This is a genomic window from Nocardia sp. NPDC087230 (assembly GCF_044744725.1).
GTDB lineage: Bacteria > Actinomycetota > Actinomycetes > Mycobacteriales > Mycobacteriaceae > Nocardia > Nocardia canadensis.
On the sequence record NZ_JBIUYV010000001.1, the window covers coordinates 274,911 to 295,753 of the forward strand.

Here is a 20,843-nt window from a genome sequence, read left to right on the forward strand (position 1 = left end):
CCAACGGGTCGGTTTGCCGGGAATTGGTGAGCCAAAAGGCAGGCATAGCGACTGCGATTCAGTAGATGGACAACGATTCGCACGGCGGTCCGGACGACGGCGGTCGGGCGCTTGCTCGCAGCTATCGTGCGCGGCCGGACCCGGATCGGCAACTCGGATTCGCCGCGACGACCCCTCCTTCACTCCGCCGACCAGCGCGGATCCCGCCGGATCGGATGTTCGGCAGGAACCTGTACCAGAACGATCGCGAGGCCGTCCGGGTCACGCACCCACATCTCCCACAGGCCCCATGGTTCGAGCACGGGCGCGCGCTCGATCGCAATTCCCTTCAGCGCCAACTCCGCCGCCGCGTCGGCCACATCGCGCACCTGCAGCCAGAGCGCGCCGTCGAAGCGGCCCGGATCGCCGCTGCCGCCGTGCGCGGCGACCTCGATCAACCCCTGCCCGGCGTAGAACACGGTGCCGCCCGGGTACTCCCGGGCGATCGCCAGGCCGAGGCCGTCGCGGTAGAACGCCAGCGTGGTCGCATAGTCGCTGGGCCGCACGATGATCCGGCTGTTGAGAATGTCCATGGGGCCGTCCGTTCTCAGAAGTACCAGGGGTAGGGCGCCCAGTCGGGCTTGCGCTTCTCCAGGAACGCGTCGCGGCCCTCGACCGCTTCGTCGGTCATGTACGCCATTCTGGTCGCCTCGCCCGCGAAGAGCTGCTGGCCGACCAGGCCGTCGTCGAGCAGGTTGAACGCGTACTTCAGCATGCGTTGGGCCTGCGGCGATTTGCCGTTGATGTCGGCGGTCCACTCGAGCGCGACATTCTCCAGCTCGTCGTGGTCGACGACCTTGTTCACCGCGCCCATCTGGTGCATCTCCTCGGCCGTGTACGGCCTGCCGAGGAAGAAGATCTCACGGGCGAACTTCTGCCCGACCATCTTCGCCAGGTACGCGCTGCCGTAGCCGCCGTCGAACGAGCCGACATCGGCGTCGGTCTGCTTGAACCGCGCGTGCTCGCGCGAGGCCAGCGTCAGATCGCAGACGACGTGCAGGCTGTGCCCCCCACCGGCCGCCCAGCCGTTCACCAGCGCGATGACGACCTTGGGCATGAAGCGGATCAGCCGCTGGACCTCGAGGATGTGCAGCCTGCCCGCGCGCGCGGTGTCGACGGTGTCGGCGGTCTCGCCGTCGGCGTACTGGTAACCGTTGCGGCCGCGGATGCGCTGGTCGCCGCCGGAGCAGAAGGCCCAGCCGCCGTCCTTCGGGCTCGGCCCGTTACCCGTGAGCAGCACCGCGCCGACATCCGGTGACATCCGCGCGTGATCGAGCGCGCGGTAGAGCTCGTCGACGGTGTGCGGGCGGAACGCGTTGCGCACCTCCGGCCGGTCGAACGCCACCCGCACCGTGCCCTGCTCGATATGTCGGTGGTAGGTGATGTCGGTCAGGTCCTCGAACCCGGGGACGGGCCGCCACAGCTTCGGATCGAAAGTCACGACCCTGATTATTGCCCTACCGTCCGGCGGACCGGTACGAGGTCGTAACACCGCAGCTCGAGCGGTCGCCGCATGTTTCCTGGACCCGGTGCGTATAGTTGCGGCTGCTCGTTCAACGAACCGATCCGGAGGAACCTGAAAGTGGTTGCAGCGCTGTCTGAATCCCTGCTCGACGACACCAAGCGTCCGGCTTTCCTTGCCGACGCCGTCGAGGTTCTCGACGCCGAGGTCTCGGACAAAGGTGGTGCGTCAGGCCTGGCCGTGAAGGGTGGCTACGCGGCGGTCAAGAAGATCAGCCCGACCATCGTTCCCGATGCGCTGGCATCGCTGGCGCCGAAGCTGCTCGACCAGCTCCAGCCGTACTGGGCCGAATTCACCACCTCGGGTGCGGGCACCTTCGCCGACCTGCTGACCTCGAAGTCCGACGAGGTCGCCGAGTCGCTGCTGGCCGTCACCGACGCCCGCGCCGACGCGTCGAGCCGTCCCGCCCTGCAGAAGGTGTACTCCTCGATGCGTGGCTCGGCCAAGAAGCACGTCGTCGAGGCTCTGCCGCGCGTGGCCGACCTGGTGCAGAAGCACGCGGGCTGAGTCCCATGGCGGGGTAGCCCCCGCACAGCTCGATCGTGAGGCCGGTGTGGCCCGGGTGTGAACCCGGTCCGCACCGGCCTTTCGCGTCCGTGCGTGACCACACTCACGTAACGGAGGACGGCGCGGGCGGCGCCACAGCGTTTCCCGGTCGCGGGTAAATTCCGGCCGCGCGATTGTGAGCCCCGTAACGCCGTCGGTGAACAGCGGGAAAATGAACGGTGGCCGATAATTCCGGCCATGCGGTGGCGGCACCGAACGATTGACTACTTCCGTCCTGAATCGATTACGTTCGATTTCAGGTGATTCGGAAGGAGAATTGCCGCGACGCGGAATATTGTTTTCGCGCGATTCGGTTCGAGAAGGAAGTTCGGTCCCATGATCTCTCGCAAGACCCTCGCCGCCACCGGTGCCGCCGCTGCCGCCGCCGTGATGTTCCTCGGCCCCGTCGCTGTCGCGGGTGCCGATTCCGGCTCGGCGACCGGATCCTTCAGCGGCTCGGCCGATCTGGCCAGCGGCTCCGCCGATCTGTCCTCGGGTTCGGCCGCGCTGACCACCGGTTCGGCCGCAGGCGCAGGCGTGCTCGACTCGGGCAGCTCGGCACTCGACGGCGGTACCTCCGCGCTGGTCAATGTCATCGACCTGATCACCGGTATCAACGGTCTGCTCCCGGCGCCCGCGGCTTCCTGATCTTTGCCTGGGCAAGCTTTTCCGGAATTCGGCGGCGGGTGTGAATCCGCCGCCGAATTCCGCTTTTTCGGCGTGCCCGGCGCGGAGTTGTCGAATAGCGCGCAGGTCATGGCGGAAATGATTCCGTGGTGCCCCTATCGACCGGCCGAAACAGGTGAACATGCCGCTGCCGTCCCGGTTCCGGGGGAGTGTGCACCCGGCCGGTGACGCAGACAACGCGGGCCGGGGGCAGACGGGCGTGGTCCGGTCTGACAGTCTGGGATTGTGAATCCGTCAACTGCGCAGGCACGAGTGGTCGTCGACGAGCTCGTGCGCGGCGGCGTCCGCGAGGTCGTGCTGTGCCCCGGATCGCGTAACGCCCCACTGGCCTTCGCGCTGCAGGCGGCCGATGTCGCCGGGCAGCTGCGGCTGCACATGCGCATCGACGAGCGCACCGCCGGTTTCCTCGCGGTCGGGCTCGCGGTGTCGTCCGGGCGGCCGGTGCCGGTCGTGATGACCTCGGGCACCGCCGTCGCCAACCTCGGTCCCGCCGTGCTCGAGGCCAACTACGCCCGGGTGCCGCTGATCGTGATCAGCGCGAACCGGCCCTACGAGATGCTCGGCACCGGCGCCAATCAGACGATCGAGCAGCTCGGTCTGTTCGGCAGCCAGGTGCGGGCCACCATCAGTCTCGGACTGGCCGAAGCCGAGGCGGGGGAGTCGGCCTATCCGCGGCAGAACAGCGTGTGGCGCTCCTCGGTCTGCCGGGTGCTCGCCGCGGCGCGTGGCACCAGGTCGGGCAATGCCGGGCCGGTGCAGTTCGACATCCCCCTGCGCGAGCCGTTGGTCCCCGAGCTGTCCGACGATCCGCTGCCCGTCGGCCGCGACGGCGAACGGCCATGGACCGCCACCCAGTACGCCACCCTCGACGTGCCACTCGACATCGACCTGACGCCCGACACCGTCGTCATCTCCGGCCACGGCGCGCGGCTGCTGCCCGAACTCGCCGAGCTGCCGACCGTCGCCGAGCCGACGGCGCCGATGCACGGTCCCGCGCTGCACCCGCTCGCGCTGTCGCTGCTGAAGCCGACGCAGGCGATCATCACCGGCCGCCCGACCCTGCATCGGCAGGTCTCGCGGGTGCTCGCCGACCCGAATGTCACCGTCTTCGCGCTCACCACCGGCCCGCGCTGGCCCGATGTCTCCGGCAATGTCGTCGGCACCGGCACCCGCGCGGTCACCACCGGCGCGCCGCGACCGGAGTGGCTGGCGCGCTGCGCCGACCTGAACCGGCAGGCCGAATCGGTGGTGCGCGCCGAACTGGCCACCCACCCCAAGGCCACCGGCCTGCACGTGGCCGCCGTCGTCATGGACGCGCTGCGCGAGGGCGACCAGCTGCTGCTCGGCGCGTCGAACCCGGTCCGCGACGCGGCGCTGGTCTCGCATCCGCGACCCGGCGTGCGGGTGCTGTCCAACCGCGGCGTCGCCGGGATCGACGGCACCGTCTCCGGTGCGGTCGGCGCGGCACTGGCCCATCCGGGCCGCACCATCGCGCTGATGGGTGATCTGACCTTCCTGCACGACGCGTCCGGCCTGCTGATCGGGCGCGGCGAACCACGGCCCGACAACCTCACCATCGTCGTCGCCAACGACGACGGCGGCGGCATCTTCGAGCTGCTCGAACAGGGCGATCCGCAGTACGCGGGCGTGTTCGAGCGGGTCTTCGGCACCCCGCACGGGATGGACCTGGCCGCCCTGTGCGCGGCCTATCGCATTCCGCACCGCCAGGTCGACCCGGAAGAGCTGGCCGTCGAGCTGGCGGATGACGCGCACGGCCTGCGCGTGCTCGAGGTCGCCACGGAGCGCTCCAGCCTGCGCGAACTGCACGCCACCGTGCGCACGAAGATCGCCGGCTAGCCGAGCGCCGCGGTCAGGGCTCCTCGACGAACTCGTCCTCGTAGGGGACGGGGATGGTCTGCTCGATCACGTCGGCGGGGTTCGCGGTGTCGGCGTCGCGGTCGATGTTGGCCGCCATCTCGTCGGAGTAGTCGGCGGCATCGGAGAACGCCGGGTCATCGGGATCGTCGGCGGCGAAGGCCGATTGCTCCTGTTCGATCCGATCGGCCTCGGGAACTTCGTCGAGTGGCCGGGCGGCGTCGTAGTCGATCATCGGTGCTCCTCGGTTGTCGCCTCGCACGGTGTCGCTGATCGTTGCGTCATCCAGCGTGCGCCTATCGGCGGAACTCGGCAACCCGCGCGGCGATGAGATCGCGTGGCTCATCTCGTCACTACTGGTGAACGAGTCCGCCCTCGCCCAGGAGCGTCCATGGAACCGCAGTTCGACTTCGCCCTCGCCGCCCGCACCCTCGCCGACGTCGTCGCCGGGATTCCCGACGACCTGCTCGACGCGCCGACACCGTGCGAGAACACCGCCGTGCGCCAGGTGCTCGCCCACGTCGTCGGGCTGACCGAGGCCTTCCGGCAGGCCGCCACCAAGCAATCCCTCGGCCACTCGGTGCCGCCGAGCCTGGACAGCGCGCTGCCCGCTGATTGGCGCACCCTGATCCCCGCCCAGCTCATCGCGCTCACCGAGGCGTGGCGGGTGCCCGCGGCCTGGGACGGTGACGTCGAGGCCGGTGGGGTGGTGTTGCCCGCGGCGATCATGGCGACCGTCGCGCTCGACGAGGTGACCGTGCACGCCTGGGATCTGGCGGCCGCCACCGGGCAGTCGGTCACCGTCGACCCGGACCACTTGGCGATCCTGCTCGAATTCCTGCGCGACACCGATCCGGAGGGCACGCCCGGTCTGTTCGGTCCGGTCGTCACCGTGCCCGAAGCCGCCCCCGCTTTCGATCGTCTGCTCGGTCTCACCGGGCGCGATCCGGGCTGGCGTCCGGCGGCGATCGCGGCCGACCGGCAGGTCTGACCGTCGATCGCCTGCCTCGACGAGGTCGAGGGCGGCAGGTTCCGCACGCGTCCGATGTCGTCGAATGTCACCGCGCACTGGGCGAACTCGTCTCGGCGCGAGCGCGGTTCAGCGGACGTAGGCGCCGCCGATCGTGGCGAGGGCGGCCGCCCGCGCCGACTGGTCGGCGGCGCTCTCGTCGATGGGGTCGCCGCTGGCGAGCAGGCGGTAGTACAGCGGCGCGGACACCGCCGACAGCACCGCCCTCGGGTCCGTGCCCGCAGGCGCCTCACCGCGCGCCACGGCCGCCTCGACGCAGGGCGCCCATTCGGTGAGCCGGGTGTCGTAGAAGGTGTGCAGCGCCGTGGCGGTGACCTCGTCACCGGTGGCCGCGGCGATGACGGCGCGGAACAGATTGCCCTGGCGTGGGTCGGCGAGCGTCTTCGCGACCAGTCGGGCATTGGCGGTCAGGTCGTCGAGCAGGGAGCCGGTGTCGGCGCGCGGCAGCGACTGCTCGGCCATGTCCACGAGCAGGTCGGCGACCAGCCCCGCCGGTGTGCGCCAGCGCCGGTAGACCGTCGTCTTACCGACGCCCGCCGTCGCGGCGACCTCGGCCAGATCCAGGCTCACGAATCCCCGGTCGGCGATCAGATCGCCGGCGACCTGCAGTACCGACTCGCGCACCCGGGCGGTGCGTCCACCTGGGCGAACGGACCCCGGCCAGGCGATGTCGTGATTCATAACGGAACTCCAGTTTCATTTAGCGCGCAACGGGTGTACTGTCCGAAGTGTTAACGGAACTATAGACCCTTTAGGAGTTCTCATGGAGTATCGGCGGCTCGGCGCATCGGGTCTGCACGTTCCCGCGCTCGGTTTCGGCGCGGGCACCTTCGGCGGACGGGGCGCGCTGTTCAGCGCCTGGGGCGATACCGACGCGGCGCAGGCCAGGCGCCTGGTCGATATCAGCCTGGAGGCGGGTGTCACCCTGTTCGACACGGCCGATGTGTATTCCGACGGGGCCTCGGAAGAGGTGCTCGGCGCGGCGATCAAGGGCAGGCGCGAGCAGGTGCTGCTGTCGACCAAATCCGCCCTGCCGACCGGTCCGGGCGCCCACGAGGCCGGGGCGGGCCGGGCCCGGCTGATCCGCGCCGTCGACGCCTCGCTGCGCCGCCTCGGTACCGACTACCTCGACCTGTTCCAGCTGCACGCCTTCGACGCGGGCACCCCGCTCGCGGAAACCCTCACGGCCCTCGACGATCTCGTGCGCGCGGGCAAGATCCGCTACGTCGGTGTGTCCAACTTCGCCGGCTGGGAGCTGATGAAGACGCTGTCCACCGCCGAGGCGCTCGGCCTGGAAAAGCCTGTCGCGCACCAGGTGTACTACTCGCTCGTCGGTCGCGACTACGAGTGGGAGCTCATGCCGCTCGCCGCGGACCAGGGCGTCGGCGCGATCGTCTGGAGTCCGCTGGGCTGGGGCAGGCTCACTGGCAAGGTCCGCCGTGGCCAGCCGCTACCGGCGGGCAGCAGGCTGCACGAGACCGCGCAGGCGGGCCCGCCGGTGGACGACGAACACCTCTACGACATCGTCGATGTCCTCGATCGCATCGCCGCCGAGACCGGGCACAGTGTCCCGCAGATCGCTCTCAACTGGCTGCTCACCCGGCCCACCGTCGCCAGTGTTCTGATCGGCGCCCGCAACGAGGAGCAGTTGCGCCAGAACCTCGGCGCGGTCGGCTGGCAGCTGGAGCCCGAGCACCGGGCGGCTCTCGACGCCGCGAGCGCCACGACACCGCCGTACCCGTACTACCCGTATCACCGGCTGCCCGACTTCACCCGGCTGAACCCGCCGGCGATTCGGGCGGCGTGATCAGTACACGTCGCGGACGTAGCGCTTCTCGGCGACCAGCTGCTTCTTGAAGGCCAGGGCACCGGCCTCGTCCAGCTTCCCGTGGATCTGGGCGATCCGGAGCAGCGTGTCGTCGACGTCCTTGGCCATCCGGGAGGCATCGCCGCAGACGTAGAAGTGGCCGCCGTCGCGCAGCCACGACCACAGCTCGGCGCCGTGCTCGATCATCCGGTGCTGCACGTAGACCCGCTCGCGCTGGTCGCGGGAGAAGGCCAGGTCCAGGCGGGTGAGGAAGCCCGAGCGGAACATGTCCTCCAGCTCGGTCCGGTAGTAGAAGTTCTGGGCGGCGTGTTGATCGCCGAAGAACAGCCAGTTGCGTCCGGTCGCGCCCAGGGCCCGACGTTCGTGCAGGAAACCGCGGAAAGGAGCGATGCCGGTGCCGGGGCCGACCATGATCATCGGGGCGTTGGGGTCCAGCGGCGGGCGGAAGTGCGGGGCGCGCTGCAGGAAGATCGGCACCTCGGCACCCGCCCGGTCGGCCAGGAAGGTCGAGCACACGCCACCGCGCCGGGTGGAGTTGCCGGCAGGTTCGCCGTAGCGGACGACGCCGACGGTCAGCTGCACTTCGTCGGGGGTGGTCAGCGGGCTGGAGGAGATCGAATACTGGCGCGGCTGCAGCTTTTTCAGAGCGCCGAGCCAGTCGACCAGGTCGGTGCGCACCGGGAAATCACGCAGCACGTCGGCGGCCTGACGGTCCCAGAGGTAGTTGGCGAGTTCGTTGCGGTTGTCGCGCCGCAGCAGCTTGGCCAGCTGGGGGTGCGGATTGCGTTCGGCGATGAAGCCGAGCAGATCCTGACTCACCTTGGTGATGTCGTAGTGGGTGCGCAGGGCCTCGGTGAGGGTGAGTTCGCGGTCGTCGAGCTCGATGACACGGCGACCGTCCAGGCCGGTCGCGGTGAGCCACTCCTCGACGAGTTCGGGGCTGTTGGCCGGGAGCACGCCCAGCGAGTCGCCGACCTCATAGCTGGCGTCGAGGTCGTGCAGGTCGAAACCGAAGCGGCGCACCTCTTTCGACGAGCCCGGCGCGCTGAGTGTTTCGTTGCGCATCAGGGTCGCGCGGACCGGAGCCTGGCGGGTGAACGGCGCCGGGGCGGTGCGCTGGACGCGAGTGGGCGCCGGGGCGAGGGGGCGGTCGAGCACGATCGCGCCGCCGCGACCGGACGGCCGCGGTAGCGATGAGCCGGACATCTGTTGTGGCACAGGGGCATCGGTGTCGCCGATACCCGGTGCGTCGGGTGGGGTGGCCTCGCCCGGGGCCGACCCGCCGAGCGCGGCGAGGACATCGTCGAGCCACTGGTCGGCGGCGTCGGCGAAGTCGGGTTCGCTGTCGACGCGGGGCACCAGCGGCTTGGCGCCGCGCGCGGCGAAGAGGCGGTCGAGTTTGCGGCCGTGGCCACAGAAGTCGTCGTAGGAGGAGTCACCGAGGGCGAACACCGCATAGCGGACGTCGTTGAGCCGGACGATGCTGTCCTCGAGCCGGGTCCAGAAGTCGGCGCCGTTGTCGGGCGGGCCGCCGTCGCCGAAGGTACTGGTGACGATGAGGATGTCGCCGGTGAGCGCCGACAGCTCGCAGGAATCCATATCGAGCAACGACGGCAGGAATCCGGCGGCGGACAGGCGTGCGGCGACGGTGGCCGCGAGTTCCTCGGCATTGCCGGTCTGGGAGGCCCACAGGACCGTCACCGGGGCGGCGGCTGGAGCATCGGCGACCGGGACTTCGGCCGTGGCGCCGGAGGTGCGCGAGTACATCCCGGCCAGCAAGCCGTCGACCCAGAGACGGGACTGGGCCGACAGCGGCGCGCTCGCCGGCAGCACGGGCTGCCCGGAGACCGGCAGCGACTGCAGTGCGGCGAGGTAGCCGCCGAGATAGATGCGTTCGGTCTCGCTGAGGGTCGGCGAGGTGCCCGCGTCCAGGCCGAGGATCCCGGCCAGCGGGTGCGCGCTCGGCTGGGCGGACAGCTGGGCGGGCTGGGCCGGCGCCTGCTCGGGCGCGGCGGCGGGTCCGACCCGGCGCAGCGCCACCGCGCAGGCCTTGAACTCCGGCTGCAGCGAGGCGGGGTCCACCGCATCGTTGGTGACGGCGTTGATCGTCAGGTATTCACCCTGTTCGTCGTTCCAGTGGAAAGGAGCGAAGCAATCGCCGGGCCGAACCCGATCACTGATCTGTACCGGCAGCACGGCACGGCCACGGCGCGAGGCGATTTCGAGCTGGTCGCCGGGCTTCAGGTCCAGCCGCCGCGCGTCTTCGGGATGCACCTCGACGAAGGGAGCGCCGTTGAGCTTGGTCAGCTTGGCGACCTTGCCGGTCTTGGTCATCGTGTGCCACTGATGCTGCAACCGGCCGGTGTTGAGCAGGAACGGGTAATCGTCGTCGGGCAGTTCGGCGGCGGGCAGGTGCGGTCGGGGGAAGAACACCGCGCGCCTGCTCGGGGTGGCGAACGCCAGTCGCGGTGTGGTGCCGTCGGATTCGACGTGCAGCGGCTGGTGGACGCCGTCGTTGCGGTAGCGGATCGGGTTGCGCGGGCTGGTGCTGTCGTTGCAGGGCCACTGCATCGGGCCTTCGCGCAGCCGGTCGTAGCTCATGCCGCTCAGGTCGTAGCCGGTGGCCGGGTTGGTGAACTGCTGGATTTCGGCGAAAACCTCGGCACTCGAGGCGAAGTCGAAGCCGGGGAAGCCCATGGCCGTGGCGACCTGGGCGATCAGCAGCCAGTCCGGTCGCGCGTCGCCGACCGGATCGACCGACTGCTGCAGCAGGGTGACATTGCGCTCCGAGTTCACCATCACCGCATCGGCTTCGGCCCACAGCGTGGCGGGCAGCAGCAGGTCGGCATAGGCGTTGGTGGCGGTCTCGGTGTAGGCGTCCTGCACCACGACCAGCTCGGCCGCTTCCAGGCCCGCGATCACGGTCTTGCGATTGGCTACGGTGGCAACGGGGTTGGTGCAGATGATCCACGCGGCCTTGATCTCGCCGTCGGCCAGACCGCGGAACATGTCGATGGTGCCGGGCCCCGCCTCGGTGCGCAGGGTGTCGGCGGGCAGGCCCCACGCGGTCTCGACGAAGGTCCGGTCGGCGGGGGAGAGCAGGCTGCGCTGGCCGGGCAGGCCGGGGCCCATGTAGCCCATCTCGCGGCCGCCCATGGCGTTGGGCTGACCGGTGAGCGAGAACGGGCCGCTGCCGGGGCGGCAGATCGCGCCGGTCGCCAGGTGCAGGTTCACCAGCGCGTTGGTGTTCCAGGTGCCGTGGGTGGACTGGTTGAGTCCCATCGTCCACAGCGACATCCAGTCGCCGGCCTCGGCGATCATCGTCGCCGCGGTGCGGATGTCGGCCTCGGCCAGGCCGGTGAGCTCGGCGACCCGGGCGGGCGGGTAATCGGCGAGGAACTCGGGCATCGCGTCCCAGCCCTCGGTGTGCTCGGCGATGAACGCGGTGTCGATCGCGCCGTCGGCGACCAGCAGGTGCAGCAGGCCGTTGAGCAACGCCAGGTCGGTGCCGGGCGCGATCTGTAGGAAGAGGTCGGCGCGCGCGGCGGTGTCGGTGCGGCGCGGGTCGACCACGATCAGCTTGGCGCCCGCCTTGAGCCGGTCGGCCATCCGCAGGTAGAGGATCGGGTGGCAGTCGGCCATGTTCGCCCCGGAGACCAAGAACAGGTCGGCGTGCTCGAAGTCGTCGTAGGAGCCGGGTGGACCGTCGGCGCCGAGCGACTGCTTGTAGCCGGTGCCCGCGCTGGCCATGCACAGCCGGGAGTTGGCTTCTATGTGCTTGGTCCGCAGGTAGCCCTTGGCCAGCTTGGTCGCGAGGTACTGGGCCTCGAGCGACATCTGCCCGGAGACGTAGAGGGCGATCGCGTCGGGCCCGTGTTCGTCGAGGATGGCGCGCAGCCGGGTGGCGGTCTCGTGGACGGCCTCGTCGACCGGTAGCGGGACGGGGACTTGGCCGCGTTCGGGGCGGTGGTAGGCGGTGTCCATCCGGCCGGGCGCGGCCATCATCTCCGCGTGCGTCGCGCCCTTGGTGCACAGCCTGCCCGCGTTCGCCGGATGCAGCTTGTCGCCGCTGACCTTCGCGATCAACCGCGCACCCGACTGATCAGTCTTGGTCTGGACGCTGATGCCGCAGCCGACGCCGCAGTACGAGCACTGTGTACGCACAGTGTCCGTGGCGCGGATGTCAGCTTCCCGTGTCATGGCTTCGATCATCCGCACCTGTCGTTGCGCTCGATTTACCGAACGTTATGTCCAGGTGACAATCGACCTCACACGCCAGAATTTCCGCCGTGAGGTCCGGTGGGGAATATCTGCCCTGATCAGGGCGCATTCCGGTGCGGCGCCCCGTGCCGCGCGCCGCCCCGGGGTGACGGGACTCACCCCCGGATCGGGACGGTTCAGCCCAGCTTGTAGCCGCGGTGCAGCGCCACCACACCGCCGGTGAGGTCGCGCCACTGCACCGAGTCCCAGCCGGCGTCGGCGATCCGCCGGGCCAGCCTGCGCTGGTTCGGCCAGGCCCGGATCGACTCCGCCAGGTAGACGTAGGCGTCGGGGTTGGAACTGACCGCGCGCGCCACCCGCGGCAGCGCCTTCATCAGGTACTCCATGTAGACGGTGCGGAACGGCCCGAACACCGGCGTGGAGAACTCACACACCACCACCCGGCCGCCCGGCTTGGTCACCCGCAGCATCTCGCGTAGCGCCAGGTCGATGTCGGAGACATTGCGTAGGCCGAAGGAGATGGTCACCGCGTCGAACGAGTTGTCGGCGAACGGCAGGGCCATCGCGTCACCGGCGACCATCGGCACCTGGCGGAACCGGCCGGCGGCGAGCATGCCCTGGGAGAAGTCGGTGGCCACGCACCAGGCACCGGACTTGCCCAGCTCGACGGTCGAGACGCCGGTGCCCGCGGCGAGGTCGAGCACTCGCTCGCCCGGACGCAGCCCGAGCGCGCGCCGCGTCGCCCACCGCCAGTATCGATCCTGGCCCGCGGAGATGACCGTGTTGGTGAGGTCGTAGCGCTTGGCCACACCGTCGAACATCGACGCGACCTCGTGGGGTTGCTTGTCCAGCGATGCTCGAATCGGTTCCCGCTGCTCTGTTGTCGCCACGATTCGAGCTTATCCGGCGCGCGCTCGAACGCTCTATGCCGAGCGCGGCAATCGGTCGCGCATCCCGGTCACCTCGGCGTAGTGGGTCATCAACTCGGTGCAGATCGCGGGCCAGGTGCGGTGCAGCACCGACTTGCGGGCCGCCGCCGCGAACCGGGCGCGCTGGCCCCGGTCACGCAGGGCCGATACCGCGCTGGGCAGCAGCTCGGCGAACCGGTCGACCGGCAGCAGGTAGCCGTTGCGGCAGTGCGCGATCAGGTCGCGCGGGCCACCCGCGTCCGGCCCGATCACCGGCACACCGGACGACAGCGCCTCCTGCACGCCCTGGCAGAACGTCTCGTGCTCGCCCGGATGCACCATCACGTCCAGGCTCGCGTAGTGCGTGGCCAGGTCGCTGCCGCCGAGCTCGCCGGTGAACACGGCGTCGGGCAGCAGCCGGCTCAGCCGCGCCCGTTCCGGTCCGTCACCCACCACGACCAGCTGGATCGACGGATCGCCCGCCAGCGCCGCGAGCCGTTCGACGTGCTTTTCCGGGGCGAGTCTGCCCACGAAGCCGACCACCAGCCGGTCCTCGCCGCCCAGCCAGCTCGCCCGCAGGTCGGCGCTGCGCGCGGCGGGGTCGAAACGGTCGATGTCGACGCCGCGTCCCCAGCGATGCACCCGGGGGATGCCGTGGTCGGCCAGGTCCTGGGCGGCCGCCGAGGACGGCGCCAGCGTGCGGGTCGCGCCTTCGTGGATCCGGCGCGTCCACGCCCAGGCCGCGCGGGAGGCCAGCCCGAGACCGTAACTCTTGGCGAAACCGGCGACATCGGTCTGATATACCGCGACCGAGGGCAGATCGAGCCGGGTCGCGGCGGCCAGCCCGCCGGCGCCGAGCAGGAACGGCGAGGCCAGATGCACCACGTCGGGGTCGAAGGCGGCGATCGCGGCGGTGATCCCCGGCTGCGGCAGGCCCACCGGCAGCGAGCTGACCTTGGGCACCATCATCGCAGGCACCCGGTGCACCGGGAAGCGGCCGTGGAAGCGGGGTGCGGGCGCGACGCCGCGCAGGGTGTCGGGTGCCACGATCATCGCGTCGTGTCCGTGCTGGTCCAGGTGGTCCAACACCCGCAACACGGAGTTGACGACGCCGTTCATGTTCGGCAGGAATGACTCCGCCACGATGGCTACGCGCACCACCTCAGAGTGACCGCCACACGGCGCGACACCACCACGCCGACGTGAAGCCGGGACGAACAGCAGACGAAGTTACGCCTCGTGCTGCTTGCGCCGCACCAGCCACAGCACGGGCAGCGCCAGCGCCCAGACCACCACGATCACCGAAGCCGCCGGGATGATCGCCACCCGCGCGTCCCGACCGGCGACCCGGACCAGATCGGGGTCACGGGTGCTGTACTCGACATTGATGCGCTGCCCGGCCGTCAGATTGGTCGGATACAGGATGCCGACCTTCGGGTTGTGGGTGACGCTGTCCGGCGTCACGTACATGACCGCCGACCGCAGCCTGCCCGCCGAGAGCACCTCACCGGAGGTGGTTCCGCGATGCTGCTCGATCTCGAAGTCGTTGCGCCAGGCCGCGAGTACGAGCAGCACCATCAGCACGCTGATCACGGTGGCCACGCCGAGCACGCAGGACCGTACCCGTCGCAGGCGCTTGGACCGCCGCTCCGACAGGCTCACTTCCGACACCCGGCACACAGTACCGTTGCCGCCATGTCCCGAAAATTCAGCTTCACCGTGCCCTACGCAGTCCCGGTCGAAGATCTTCACCGGGCACTCGTCGACGATGCGGTCTGGCAGGAGCGATTCGCCGCCGCCGAGACCGCGACCCTCGAACTCTCCCATCCCGACGGGCCGGGTTCGATTCGCCTTCATATGACGGAAAAGCCAGGTCGGGACAAGGTTCCCGGCCTGGTACGCAAGGTGCTCAAGAGCGATCTGGTGCTGTCGCGGACCGACAACTGGCAGCCGCTGCAGGGCGAGGTCGCCAAGGGCAGCTTCACCGGGCAGACCGGCGGCATCAACACCGAGATGTCGGGCACCTACGAACTGCGTCCGACCGCCGAGGGCAGTGAGATCGAAGTCGTCGGCACCGTCACCGTGAAGGTGCCGCTGGTCGGCGGCGCCATCGAACCGCTGGCCGAGCAGCTGCACCAGCGCGTTCTCAACAGCGAACGCAAGTTCATCGAGAACCGCTTCGCCACGAACTAGACCGTCGGAAGGTGCCGCCCGCCGGGCCGGGCGGCACCGCGCTCACGCGCTCGGCTCGACCAGCACCAGCCAGTTGCCGGAGTTGTCGCGAATGATGGCCTCGGTGCCGTACGGGCGCGCGGCGGGCGGCTGGATGAACTCGACGCCCTTGGCGGTGAGCTCCTCGAAGGTCCTCTGACAGTCGGCGGTGCGCAGCCCGAGGGCGCCGTGGGTGCCGTCGGCGAGGGATCGCCGGATCGCGTCGGCCATGTCGTCGGTCAGCGGCGGTCCCGGCACCATCAGCGTGACCTCGAGCTCGGTGTGGTCCGGGTGAGCGACGGTGACCCACCGGAACCCGTTGTCGCCCATGCTCACATCCGCGGTCTCGACGAATCCGAGCTTGTCGATGTACCACTGCTTGGCGGCGTCCTGATCGGTCACATACACGGTGACCAGGGAAACGTTCGTGATCGTTGGCATGACTCGAGGCTAGGACGGACCGGTGCGGCCGGGCTTCTCCGAAATTGCGGTGTCGGGCCGGACCCGGTCGGAGAGCCCGTGCATGAAGACATAGCAGCCCGGAATGTGTGGCGCGCCGTCGGCGAACCTGGCCTGATACTCGCTCGGCGTCGCCCCGACGAGCTGACGGAACTTGCTGCTGAACGAGCCCAGACTCGCGTACCCGACCAGCATGCACACCTCGGTGACGGTCAGATTGGTGGCCCGCAGCAGATCCTGGGCTCGTTCGATCCGCCGCTCGGCCAGATAGGCCCCCGGCGTCGGCCCGTACACGGCGGCGAACGCGCGCAGGAAGTGGTACTTGGAGACCCCGGCGGCGCGGGCGAGATCGTCCAGGTCGAGCGGGTCGGCGTAGTGCCGATCGATCAGATCGCGGGCCGTGCGCAGGTGCGGCAGCAGAGCCAGGACCGGGCGACGCGCCGTCGCGCTCACGACGTCAGCTGAACGGCCGCAGGTCGTCGGCGCGCAGGGAGGCGCGGCCGGCGGCTCGCCAGGCGCGGGCGGTGAGGTCGACGTCCTCGTCGGTCACCAGGTTGCCCATCACCCGAACGGCCGTGCGCTGCAGGTACTTCGAGCGCATCACCGGCGGGCCGCCGAGCGGGACCATCTTCGGGTGGGTGGCCAAGCCGGCCAGCCTGCGCGCGACCGAGAAGGTCCGGCCGTAGCGCTCGCGCAGCAGCTGCGGCCACACCCGGCTCAGGTCGGGCTCGTCGAGCAGGCCGGACAGCAGGTGCCCGCCCTCGAGGCCGTAGTCGATGCCCTCGCCGTTGAGCGGGTTCACGCAGCCCGCCGCATCGCCGACCAGGACCCAGTTCACCCCGGCCACGTTCGAGACCGCGCCGCCCATCGGCAGCAGCGCCGACGCCACCGCGCGCAGCTCGCCCTCGAGCTCCCATTCCTCGCGACGCAGCCGGGTGTAGTGCTCGATCAGCGGCTTGAGCGCGATGTGCGAGGGCCGCTGCTCGGTGGCCAGCGAGCCGACGCCGATATTCACCTCGCCGTTGCCCAGCGGGAAGATCCAGCCGTAGCCGGGGACCAGCTCGTCGGCGGCGTTGCGCAGTTCCAGGTGCGAGGAGATCCACTGATCGTCGCTGCGCCCCGACTTGATGTAGGCGCGCGCCGCGGTGCCGTAGGCGAAGCGCCGATGCCAGGTACGACCCAGCTGTTTTCCGATGGGGGAGCGCACCCCGTCGGCCACCACGAGCACCCGGCAGCGCACGGTGTGGGTGGCCTCGCCGATGCGCACCGTCACCCCGGTGACCCGCTCGCCCTCGCGCAGCACCTCGGTGACCTTGGCCCCGTCGACCATCAGCGCGCCCGACTTGATCGCGGTCTCCCGCAGCTTGTCGTCGAGTTCGGTTCGGGGAACCGCGCTTCCGTAGGTCGGGAACGACCCGCCCGGCCACGGCAGCAGCGCCTCCCGGCCGAAGCCGGCCATCCGCAGGCCGTGATTCACCGTATGCGCGCGCAGCCACTCGCCCAGACCCAGGTGTTCCAGCTCGGCGGTGGCCCGCGGCGTCAAGCCGTCACCACAGGTCTTGTCGCGCGGGAACACCGCGGAATCGAGCAGCAGCACGTCGCGACCGGCCCGCGCGGCCCAGGCCGCCGACGCCGATCCCGCGGGTCCGGCCCCGACCACCAGCACCTCGACGTGGGCAGGCAGCGGCGCGCCTGCCCCCGGCGGGCCGGCGGCGGCAGCGGAGTGTGACCACGCAGGCCCGCGAGGGCGGGCGCCAGGGGCACCGCGGTCGGCGGGGGTGAGATCCGGTGAACCCATGGCTCAATACTGGCACCCCCGGCCGCTGTGCGAGAGTGTCGGGTACACCGGGAATAGTCACTGTGTGACCGTGTTCATCGGCCCTGGCGCCGGAACACGCTAGGTTGCTACCCGTCGGGGTCGGACGCATCGCTGGGAGAAGATAATGAGCACATCGGCTGTGAGCGACGAGAGCACCGTGGTTGCCGGGGTAGATCTCGTCGATCCCGAACTCGCCGCCACCGTGCGCGACGGCCTGGCCGCGGTCGAGAAATTGCTCGTCGACGAACTCTCCGACGGTGAGGAATTCCTGCAGGAAGCGGCGCTGCATCTCGCCCGCGCGGGCGGCAAGCGCTTCCGGCCGTTGTTCACCGTGCTCACCGGTCAGCTCGGTCCCAATCCCACCGATCCGGCCCTGGTCACCGCGGGTACCGTGGTGGAGCTGGTGCATCTGGCCACGCTGTACCACGACGACGTGATGGACGAGGCGCCCCAGCGGCGCGGCGCCGTCAGCGTCAACGCGCGGTGGGGCAACAACATCGCGATCCTGGCGGGCGACTACCTGTTCGCCCACGCCTCCCGCCTGACCTCGACGCTGGGCCCCGACGCGGTCCGCATCATCGCCGAGACCTTCGCCGAGCTGGTCACCGGCCAGATGCGGGAAACCATGGGCGCCAAGCAGACCCAGGACCCGGTCGAGCACTACCTGCGCGTGGTCTGGGAGAAGACCGGCTCGCTCATCGCCGCCGCGGGCCGCTTCGGCGGCACCTTCTCCGGCGCGGGCCCCGAGCACGTCGAACGGCTGGCCCGCCTCGGCGACGCCGTCGGCACCGCCTTCCAGATCTCCGACGACATCATCGACATCTCGTCCTCGGCCGAGCAGTCCGGCAAGACGCCGGGCACCGACCTGCGCGAGGGCGTGCACACCCTGCCCGTCCTCTACGCGCTGCGCGAGTCCGGCGCCGACGGTGACCGCCTGCGCACCCTGCTGGCACGCCCCCTGGAAACCGACGCCGAGGTCGAGGAGGCGCTGGAGCTGCTGCGCCGTTCGCCCGGCATGGCCCAGGCCAAGGAGAAGCTGCAGGAATACGCCGACCTCGCCGACACCGAACTGGCCGCGCTCCCGGCGGGCCCGGCCAACGACGCCCTCAGCCGCCTCGTCCGCTACACCATCGAGCGGGTGGGCTGACCAGGAACTATCGCCGCCACGCAGTCGTTGACCAAACGCGAAGCAACATCGGATTTCGCGCGAACATGGGTGACTCGCCGGGTACGCCCAGAACTGTTCACGTGGTCGACCGCAGGCCCGACGCCTGACGAACCAAGCGCCTGACGACCGGCAAGAGGCGCGGGGAGGCGGAAATGCCCAATGGGATCAGAACATTCGGTTTGATGGTCGGGCTGTCGGCGCTGATCGTCGCCATCGGGGCGATGTTCCGCAGCCCGACGATCCTGATCATCTCGATCGTGCTGGCCGTCGGCATGAACGCCTACGCCTACTTCAACAGCGACAAACTGGCGCTGAAGGCGATGCACGCGCAACCGGTCAGCGAACTGGAAGCGCCGGTCATGTACCGGATCGTGCGCGAGCTCGCGACCACGGCCCGCCAGCCCATGCCGCGGCTCTACATCAGCCCGACCAACGCGCCCAACGCGTTCGCGACCGGGCGTAATCCCCGCCACGCCGCGGTGTGCTGTACCAGCGGCATCCTGCAGTTGCTCGACGAGCGGGAACTGCGCGCGGTGCTCGGACACGAGCTGTCGCACGTCTACAACCGCGACATCCTGATCTCGTCGGTGGCCGGCGCGATGGCCTCGATCATCACCGGCCTGGCCAATATGGCGTTCTTCGCGAGCTCGTTCGGCAGCAGGGACGGGCAGGGCCCGAACATCATCGCCGTGCTGCTGGTCTCGCTGCTCGGCCCGATCGCGGCGGGCCTGATCAAGATGGCCGTCTCACGGTCCCGGGAGTACCAGGCCGATCAGTCCGGCGCCGAACTCACCGGTGACCCACTGGCGCTGGCCTCGGCCCTGCGCAAGATCGAACGCGGCGTCCAGGTGGCCCCGCTGCCGCCGGATCCCCAACTCACCAGCGAATCGCACCTGATGATCGCCAACCCGTTCCGCGCGGGCGATCGCATCGCCCGCTGGTACTCCACGCACCCGCCCATGGAGGAGCGGATCAAGCGACTGGAAGAGATGGCAGGCGGCACCCACCGGCATTGAGTGCCGCCCCGCCCCGGCTACCGATAATTCACGAACTGCAGGGCGATACCGAAGTCCTCGCCCTTGAGCAGCGAGATCACGGCCTGCAGATCGTCGCGCTTCTTGCTGCTGACCCGCAGTTCCTCGCCCTGGATCTGCGCCTTCACGCCCTTGGGGCCCTCGTCGCGGATCTTCTTGGAGATCTTCTTCGCCTTCTCGGTGTCGATGCCCTGCACCAGCGTGCCGGTGATCTTGAACACCTTGCCCGAGGCCTGCGGCTCGCCGGCATCGAACGCCTTGAGCGAGATGTCGCGCCGGATCAGCTTCTCCTTGAACACCTCGAGCGCGGCCTTGACCCGCTCCTCGGCGTTCGCGGTCAGCACGATGGCTTCCTCGCCCGACCACGCGATCGCCGCATCGGTGCCCTTGAAGTCGTAGCGGGAGTTCAGCTCCTTCTCCGCCTGGTGCAGCGCATTGTCGACCTCCTGCCGATCGACCTTGCTCACCACGTCGAATGACGAATCAGCCACACTGCGCTCCTGTCCCTCACGGTCTGCCAACGGGTGGGCCGACAGGTGTGCCGGCCACCGAGACAGTTGTACCCGTATGCCCCCGTCGACCGTGCTCGCAGGGTCGTTGTGCAGGCGGTTTGCATTGGGGGTGTGGGTTCGTTGTAAGCTGCTCAGCGCACCGGAAACGGCGCACAAGGCAGATTGCCCGAGCGGCCAATGGGAGCAGACTGTAAATCTGTCGGTGAAAGCCTACGTAGGTTCGAATCCTACATCTGCCACATCGAACCCCGTCGATCATCACGATCGGCGGGGTTCTTTGGTTCGTGGCCTCGTCCGCCTCTCCGCGATTCTGCGTCCCGTCCGGGAGCTCGACTGTGCGTTCTCGGGCTCGCGTCGTTCTGGCACGGCGTCGAGGTGGCCGGGGGAGTTACCCCTGCACCTGCGTGATCAGTGGGTTGCGGGTCGGTAAAAATGGGGTCTCACCAGGCGATTTGGTGCTCTTCGGTGGAAGTGTGTAATCTCTTTCAGGACGCCGGAGCACGGGGTCGCTCGGATCGGTTCGCCGACCAAGACCTTGTGCCACGTAGTCATGCCCCCTTAGCTCAGTCGGCAGAGCGTTTCCATGGTAAGGAAAAGGTCAACGGTTCGATTCCGTTAGGGGGCTCGCCGGATTGCCGGTGGTGACCGACTTTCCCGCCGGCCCACCGTAACAGGTCCGCCGTGGCGGTGTAGCTCAGTCGGTAGAGCAAACGACTCATAATCGTTGTGTCGCCGGTTCAAGTCCGGCCATCGCTACCAATAACGACTCAGCCCAGACCGGAAAGAAGGCAAATCGTGGCCGCGAAGTCCACCGATGTCCGGCCAAAGATCACCTTGGCCTGCGAAGAGTGCAAGCACCGCAACTACATCACCAAGAAGAACCGGCGCAACGACCCGGACCGCCTCGAGCTGAAGAAGTTCTGCCCGAACTGCGGAACCCACCGGGCGCACCGCGAGTCGCGCTGATTCACCAAGCTTTGCCGA

The 20,843-nt window shown here is 69.4% G+C and carries 21 protein-coding genes and 3 tRNA genes; 12 read left to right on the top strand and 12 right to left on the bottom strand.

The window, feature by feature from the left end:
- Positions 1-179 precede the first annotated feature (179 nt).
- Together ACIO52_RS01465 and ACIO52_RS01470 are read right to left on the bottom strand one after the other, a co-directional pair.
- On the bottom strand, positions 180-572 hold the full coding sequence (locus ACIO52_RS01465) for a VOC family protein (protein WP_218719590.1): 393 nt from the start codon (positions 570-572) through the stop codon (positions 180-182).
- A 14-nt stretch (positions 573-586) separates the two neighbouring features.
- Positions 587-1,480 carry a 1,4-dihydroxy-2-naphthoyl-CoA synthase gene (locus tag ACIO52_RS01470; protein WP_316576188.1) on the bottom strand — a complete coding sequence of 298 codons (894 nt, stop codon included), beginning with the start codon at positions 1,478-1,480 and terminating at the stop codon, positions 587-589.
- Positions 1,481-1,621: 141 nt separating this feature from the next.
- On the opposite strand from ACIO52_RS01470, the gene ACIO52_RS01475 reads away from it, so the two are divergent.
- The 3 genes from ACIO52_RS01475 (at position 1,622) to menD (ending at position 4,651) form a co-directional block, all read left to right on the top strand.
- Positions 1,622-2,068: a DUF6918 family protein gene (locus ACIO52_RS01475; RefSeq protein ID WP_218719592.1), complete on the top strand. Its 447-nt coding sequence runs from the start codon at positions 1,622-1,624 to the stop codon at positions 2,066-2,068.
- A 375-nt stretch (positions 2,069-2,443) separates the two neighbouring features.
- Positions 2,444-2,755: a hypothetical protein gene (locus tag ACIO52_RS01480; protein WP_218719593.1), complete on the top strand. Its 312-nt coding sequence runs from the start codon at positions 2,444-2,446 to the stop codon at positions 2,753-2,755.
- Between the two features lie 264 nt (positions 2,756-3,019).
- On the top strand, positions 3,020-4,651 hold the full coding sequence (menD, locus tag ACIO52_RS01485) for a 2-succinyl-5-enolpyruvyl-6-hydroxy-3-cyclohexene-1-carboxylic-acid synthase (protein ID WP_218719594.1): 1,632 nt from the start codon (positions 3,020-3,022) through the stop codon (positions 4,649-4,651).
- Between the two features lie 13 nt (positions 4,652-4,664).
- On the opposite strand, the gene ACIO52_RS01490 is transcribed toward menD, so the two are convergent.
- Complete coding sequence (locus tag ACIO52_RS01490; RefSeq protein WP_218719595.1) at positions 4,665-4,904, bottom strand: hypothetical protein; 240 nt, start codon at positions 4,902-4,904, stop codon at positions 4,665-4,667.
- A gap of 156 nt (positions 4,905-5,060) precedes the next feature.
- Here ACIO52_RS01490 and ACIO52_RS01495 point away from each other — a divergent pair, with 156 nt between their 5' ends.
- Complete coding sequence (locus tag ACIO52_RS01495) at positions 5,061-5,660, top strand: TIGR03086 family metal-binding protein (RefSeq protein WP_402640681.1); 600 nt, start codon at positions 5,061-5,063, stop codon at positions 5,658-5,660.
- Positions 5,661-5,768: 108 nt separating this feature from the next.
- On the opposite strand, the gene ACIO52_RS01500 is transcribed toward ACIO52_RS01495, so the two are convergent.
- Positions 5,769-6,380, bottom strand: coding sequence for a TetR/AcrR family transcriptional regulator (locus tag ACIO52_RS01500; RefSeq protein WP_316576185.1), 612 nt, complete (start codon positions 6,378-6,380; stop codon positions 5,769-5,771).
- A gap of 82 nt (positions 6,381-6,462) precedes the next feature.
- On the opposite strand from ACIO52_RS01500, the gene ACIO52_RS01505 reads away from it, so the two are divergent.
- Entirely contained in the window at positions 6,463-7,506 is a 1,044-nt protein-coding gene (locus ACIO52_RS01505) for an aldo/keto reductase (protein WP_218719598.1), read from the top strand.
- Here the strand turns inward: ACIO52_RS01505 and ACIO52_RS01510 are convergent, their stop codons facing one another.
- The 4 genes from ACIO52_RS01510 to ACIO52_RS01525 all read right to left on the bottom strand — a co-directional run bounded on the left by ACIO52_RS01510 (position 7,507) and on the right by ACIO52_RS01525 (position 14,327).
- Complete coding sequence (locus ACIO52_RS01510) at positions 7,507-11,727, bottom strand: molybdopterin-dependent oxidoreductase (protein ID WP_402640684.1); 4,221 nt, start codon at positions 11,725-11,727, stop codon at positions 7,507-7,509. It abuts the gene before it with no gap.
- A gap of 197 nt (positions 11,728-11,924) precedes the next feature.
- On the bottom strand, positions 11,925-12,638 hold the full coding sequence (locus ACIO52_RS01515) for a demethylmenaquinone methyltransferase (RefSeq protein WP_402640687.1): 714 nt from the start codon (positions 12,636-12,638) through the stop codon (positions 11,925-11,927).
- A gap of 33 nt (positions 12,639-12,671) precedes the next feature.
- Positions 12,672-13,814 carry a glycosyltransferase family 4 protein gene (locus tag ACIO52_RS01520; RefSeq protein WP_402640690.1) on the bottom strand — a complete coding sequence of 381 codons (1,143 nt, stop codon included), beginning with the start codon at positions 13,812-13,814 and terminating at the stop codon, positions 12,672-12,674.
- A 72-nt stretch (positions 13,815-13,886) separates the two neighbouring features.
- The gene (locus tag ACIO52_RS01525) at positions 13,887-14,327 is read right to left on the bottom strand and encodes a DUF3592 domain-containing protein (RefSeq protein WP_316576182.1); all 441 of its coding nucleotides are present in this window, start codon (positions 14,325-14,327) and stop codon (positions 13,887-13,889) included.
- 24 nt (positions 14,328-14,351) lie between these two features.
- On the opposite strand from ACIO52_RS01525, the gene ACIO52_RS01530 reads away from it, so the two are divergent.
- Positions 14,352-14,849, top strand: a complete 498-nt coding sequence (locus ACIO52_RS01530) for a DUF2505 domain-containing protein (protein ID WP_402640693.1) — start codon at positions 14,352-14,354, stop codon at positions 14,847-14,849.
- Between the two features lie 42 nt (positions 14,850-14,891).
- Here the strand turns inward: ACIO52_RS01530 and ACIO52_RS01535 are convergent, their stop codons facing one another.
- Genes ACIO52_RS01535 through ACIO52_RS01545 form a run of 3 tightly spaced genes read right to left on the bottom strand, consistent with a single transcriptional unit; the run spans position 14,892 to position 17,124 of the window.
- Positions 14,892-15,308, bottom strand: a complete 417-nt coding sequence (locus tag ACIO52_RS01535; protein ID WP_402640696.1) for a VOC family protein — start codon at positions 15,306-15,308, stop codon at positions 14,892-14,894.
- A gap of 9 nt (positions 15,309-15,317) precedes the next feature.
- Positions 15,318-15,779: a helix-turn-helix transcriptional regulator gene (locus ACIO52_RS01540; protein ID WP_402640698.1), complete on the bottom strand. Its 462-nt coding sequence runs from the start codon at positions 15,777-15,779 to the stop codon at positions 15,318-15,320.
- A gap of 4 nt (positions 15,780-15,783) precedes the next feature.
- The gene (locus tag ACIO52_RS01545) at positions 15,784-17,124 is read right to left on the bottom strand and encodes a geranylgeranyl reductase family protein (protein WP_255588105.1); all 1,341 of its coding nucleotides are present in this window, start codon (positions 17,122-17,124) and stop codon (positions 15,784-15,786) included.
- 145 nt (positions 17,125-17,269) lie between these two features.
- On the opposite strand from ACIO52_RS01545, the gene ACIO52_RS01550 reads away from it, so the two are divergent.
- Positions 17,270-18,292: a polyprenyl synthetase family protein gene (locus ACIO52_RS01550; RefSeq protein ID WP_255588106.1), complete on the top strand. Its 1,023-nt coding sequence runs from the start codon at positions 17,270-17,272 to the stop codon at positions 18,290-18,292.
- 173 nt (positions 18,293-18,465) lie between these two features.
- The gene (htpX, locus tag ACIO52_RS01555; RefSeq protein WP_402640702.1) at positions 18,466-19,329 is read left to right on the top strand and encodes a zinc metalloprotease HtpX; all 864 of its coding nucleotides are present in this window, start codon (positions 18,466-18,468) and stop codon (positions 19,327-19,329) included.
- Between the two features lie 17 nt (positions 19,330-19,346).
- Here the strand turns inward: htpX and ACIO52_RS01560 are convergent, their stop codons facing one another.
- The gene (locus ACIO52_RS01560; protein ID WP_316576178.1) at positions 19,347-19,838 is read right to left on the bottom strand and encodes a YajQ family cyclic di-GMP-binding protein; all 492 of its coding nucleotides are present in this window, start codon (positions 19,836-19,838) and stop codon (positions 19,347-19,349) included.
- A 177-nt stretch (positions 19,839-20,015) separates the two neighbouring features.
- Between ACIO52_RS01560 and ACIO52_RS01565 the strand changes: the two genes are divergently transcribed.
- From ACIO52_RS01565 to rpmG, 4 genes are all read left to right on the top strand, one after another.
- Positions 20,016-20,098, top strand: a tRNA-Tyr gene (locus tag ACIO52_RS01565).
- Between the two features lie 313 nt (positions 20,099-20,411).
- Positions 20,412-20,484: transfer RNA gene (locus ACIO52_RS01570), tRNA-Thr, on the top strand.
- A gap of 58 nt (positions 20,485-20,542) precedes the next feature.
- Positions 20,543-20,618, top strand: a tRNA-Met gene (locus ACIO52_RS01575).
- Between the two features lie 36 nt (positions 20,619-20,654).
- The gene (rpmG, locus tag ACIO52_RS01580) at positions 20,655-20,825 is read left to right on the top strand and encodes a 50S ribosomal protein L33 (protein ID WP_019049401.1); all 171 of its coding nucleotides are present in this window, start codon (positions 20,655-20,657) and stop codon (positions 20,823-20,825) included.
- Positions 20,826-20,843 lie beyond the last annotated feature (18 nt).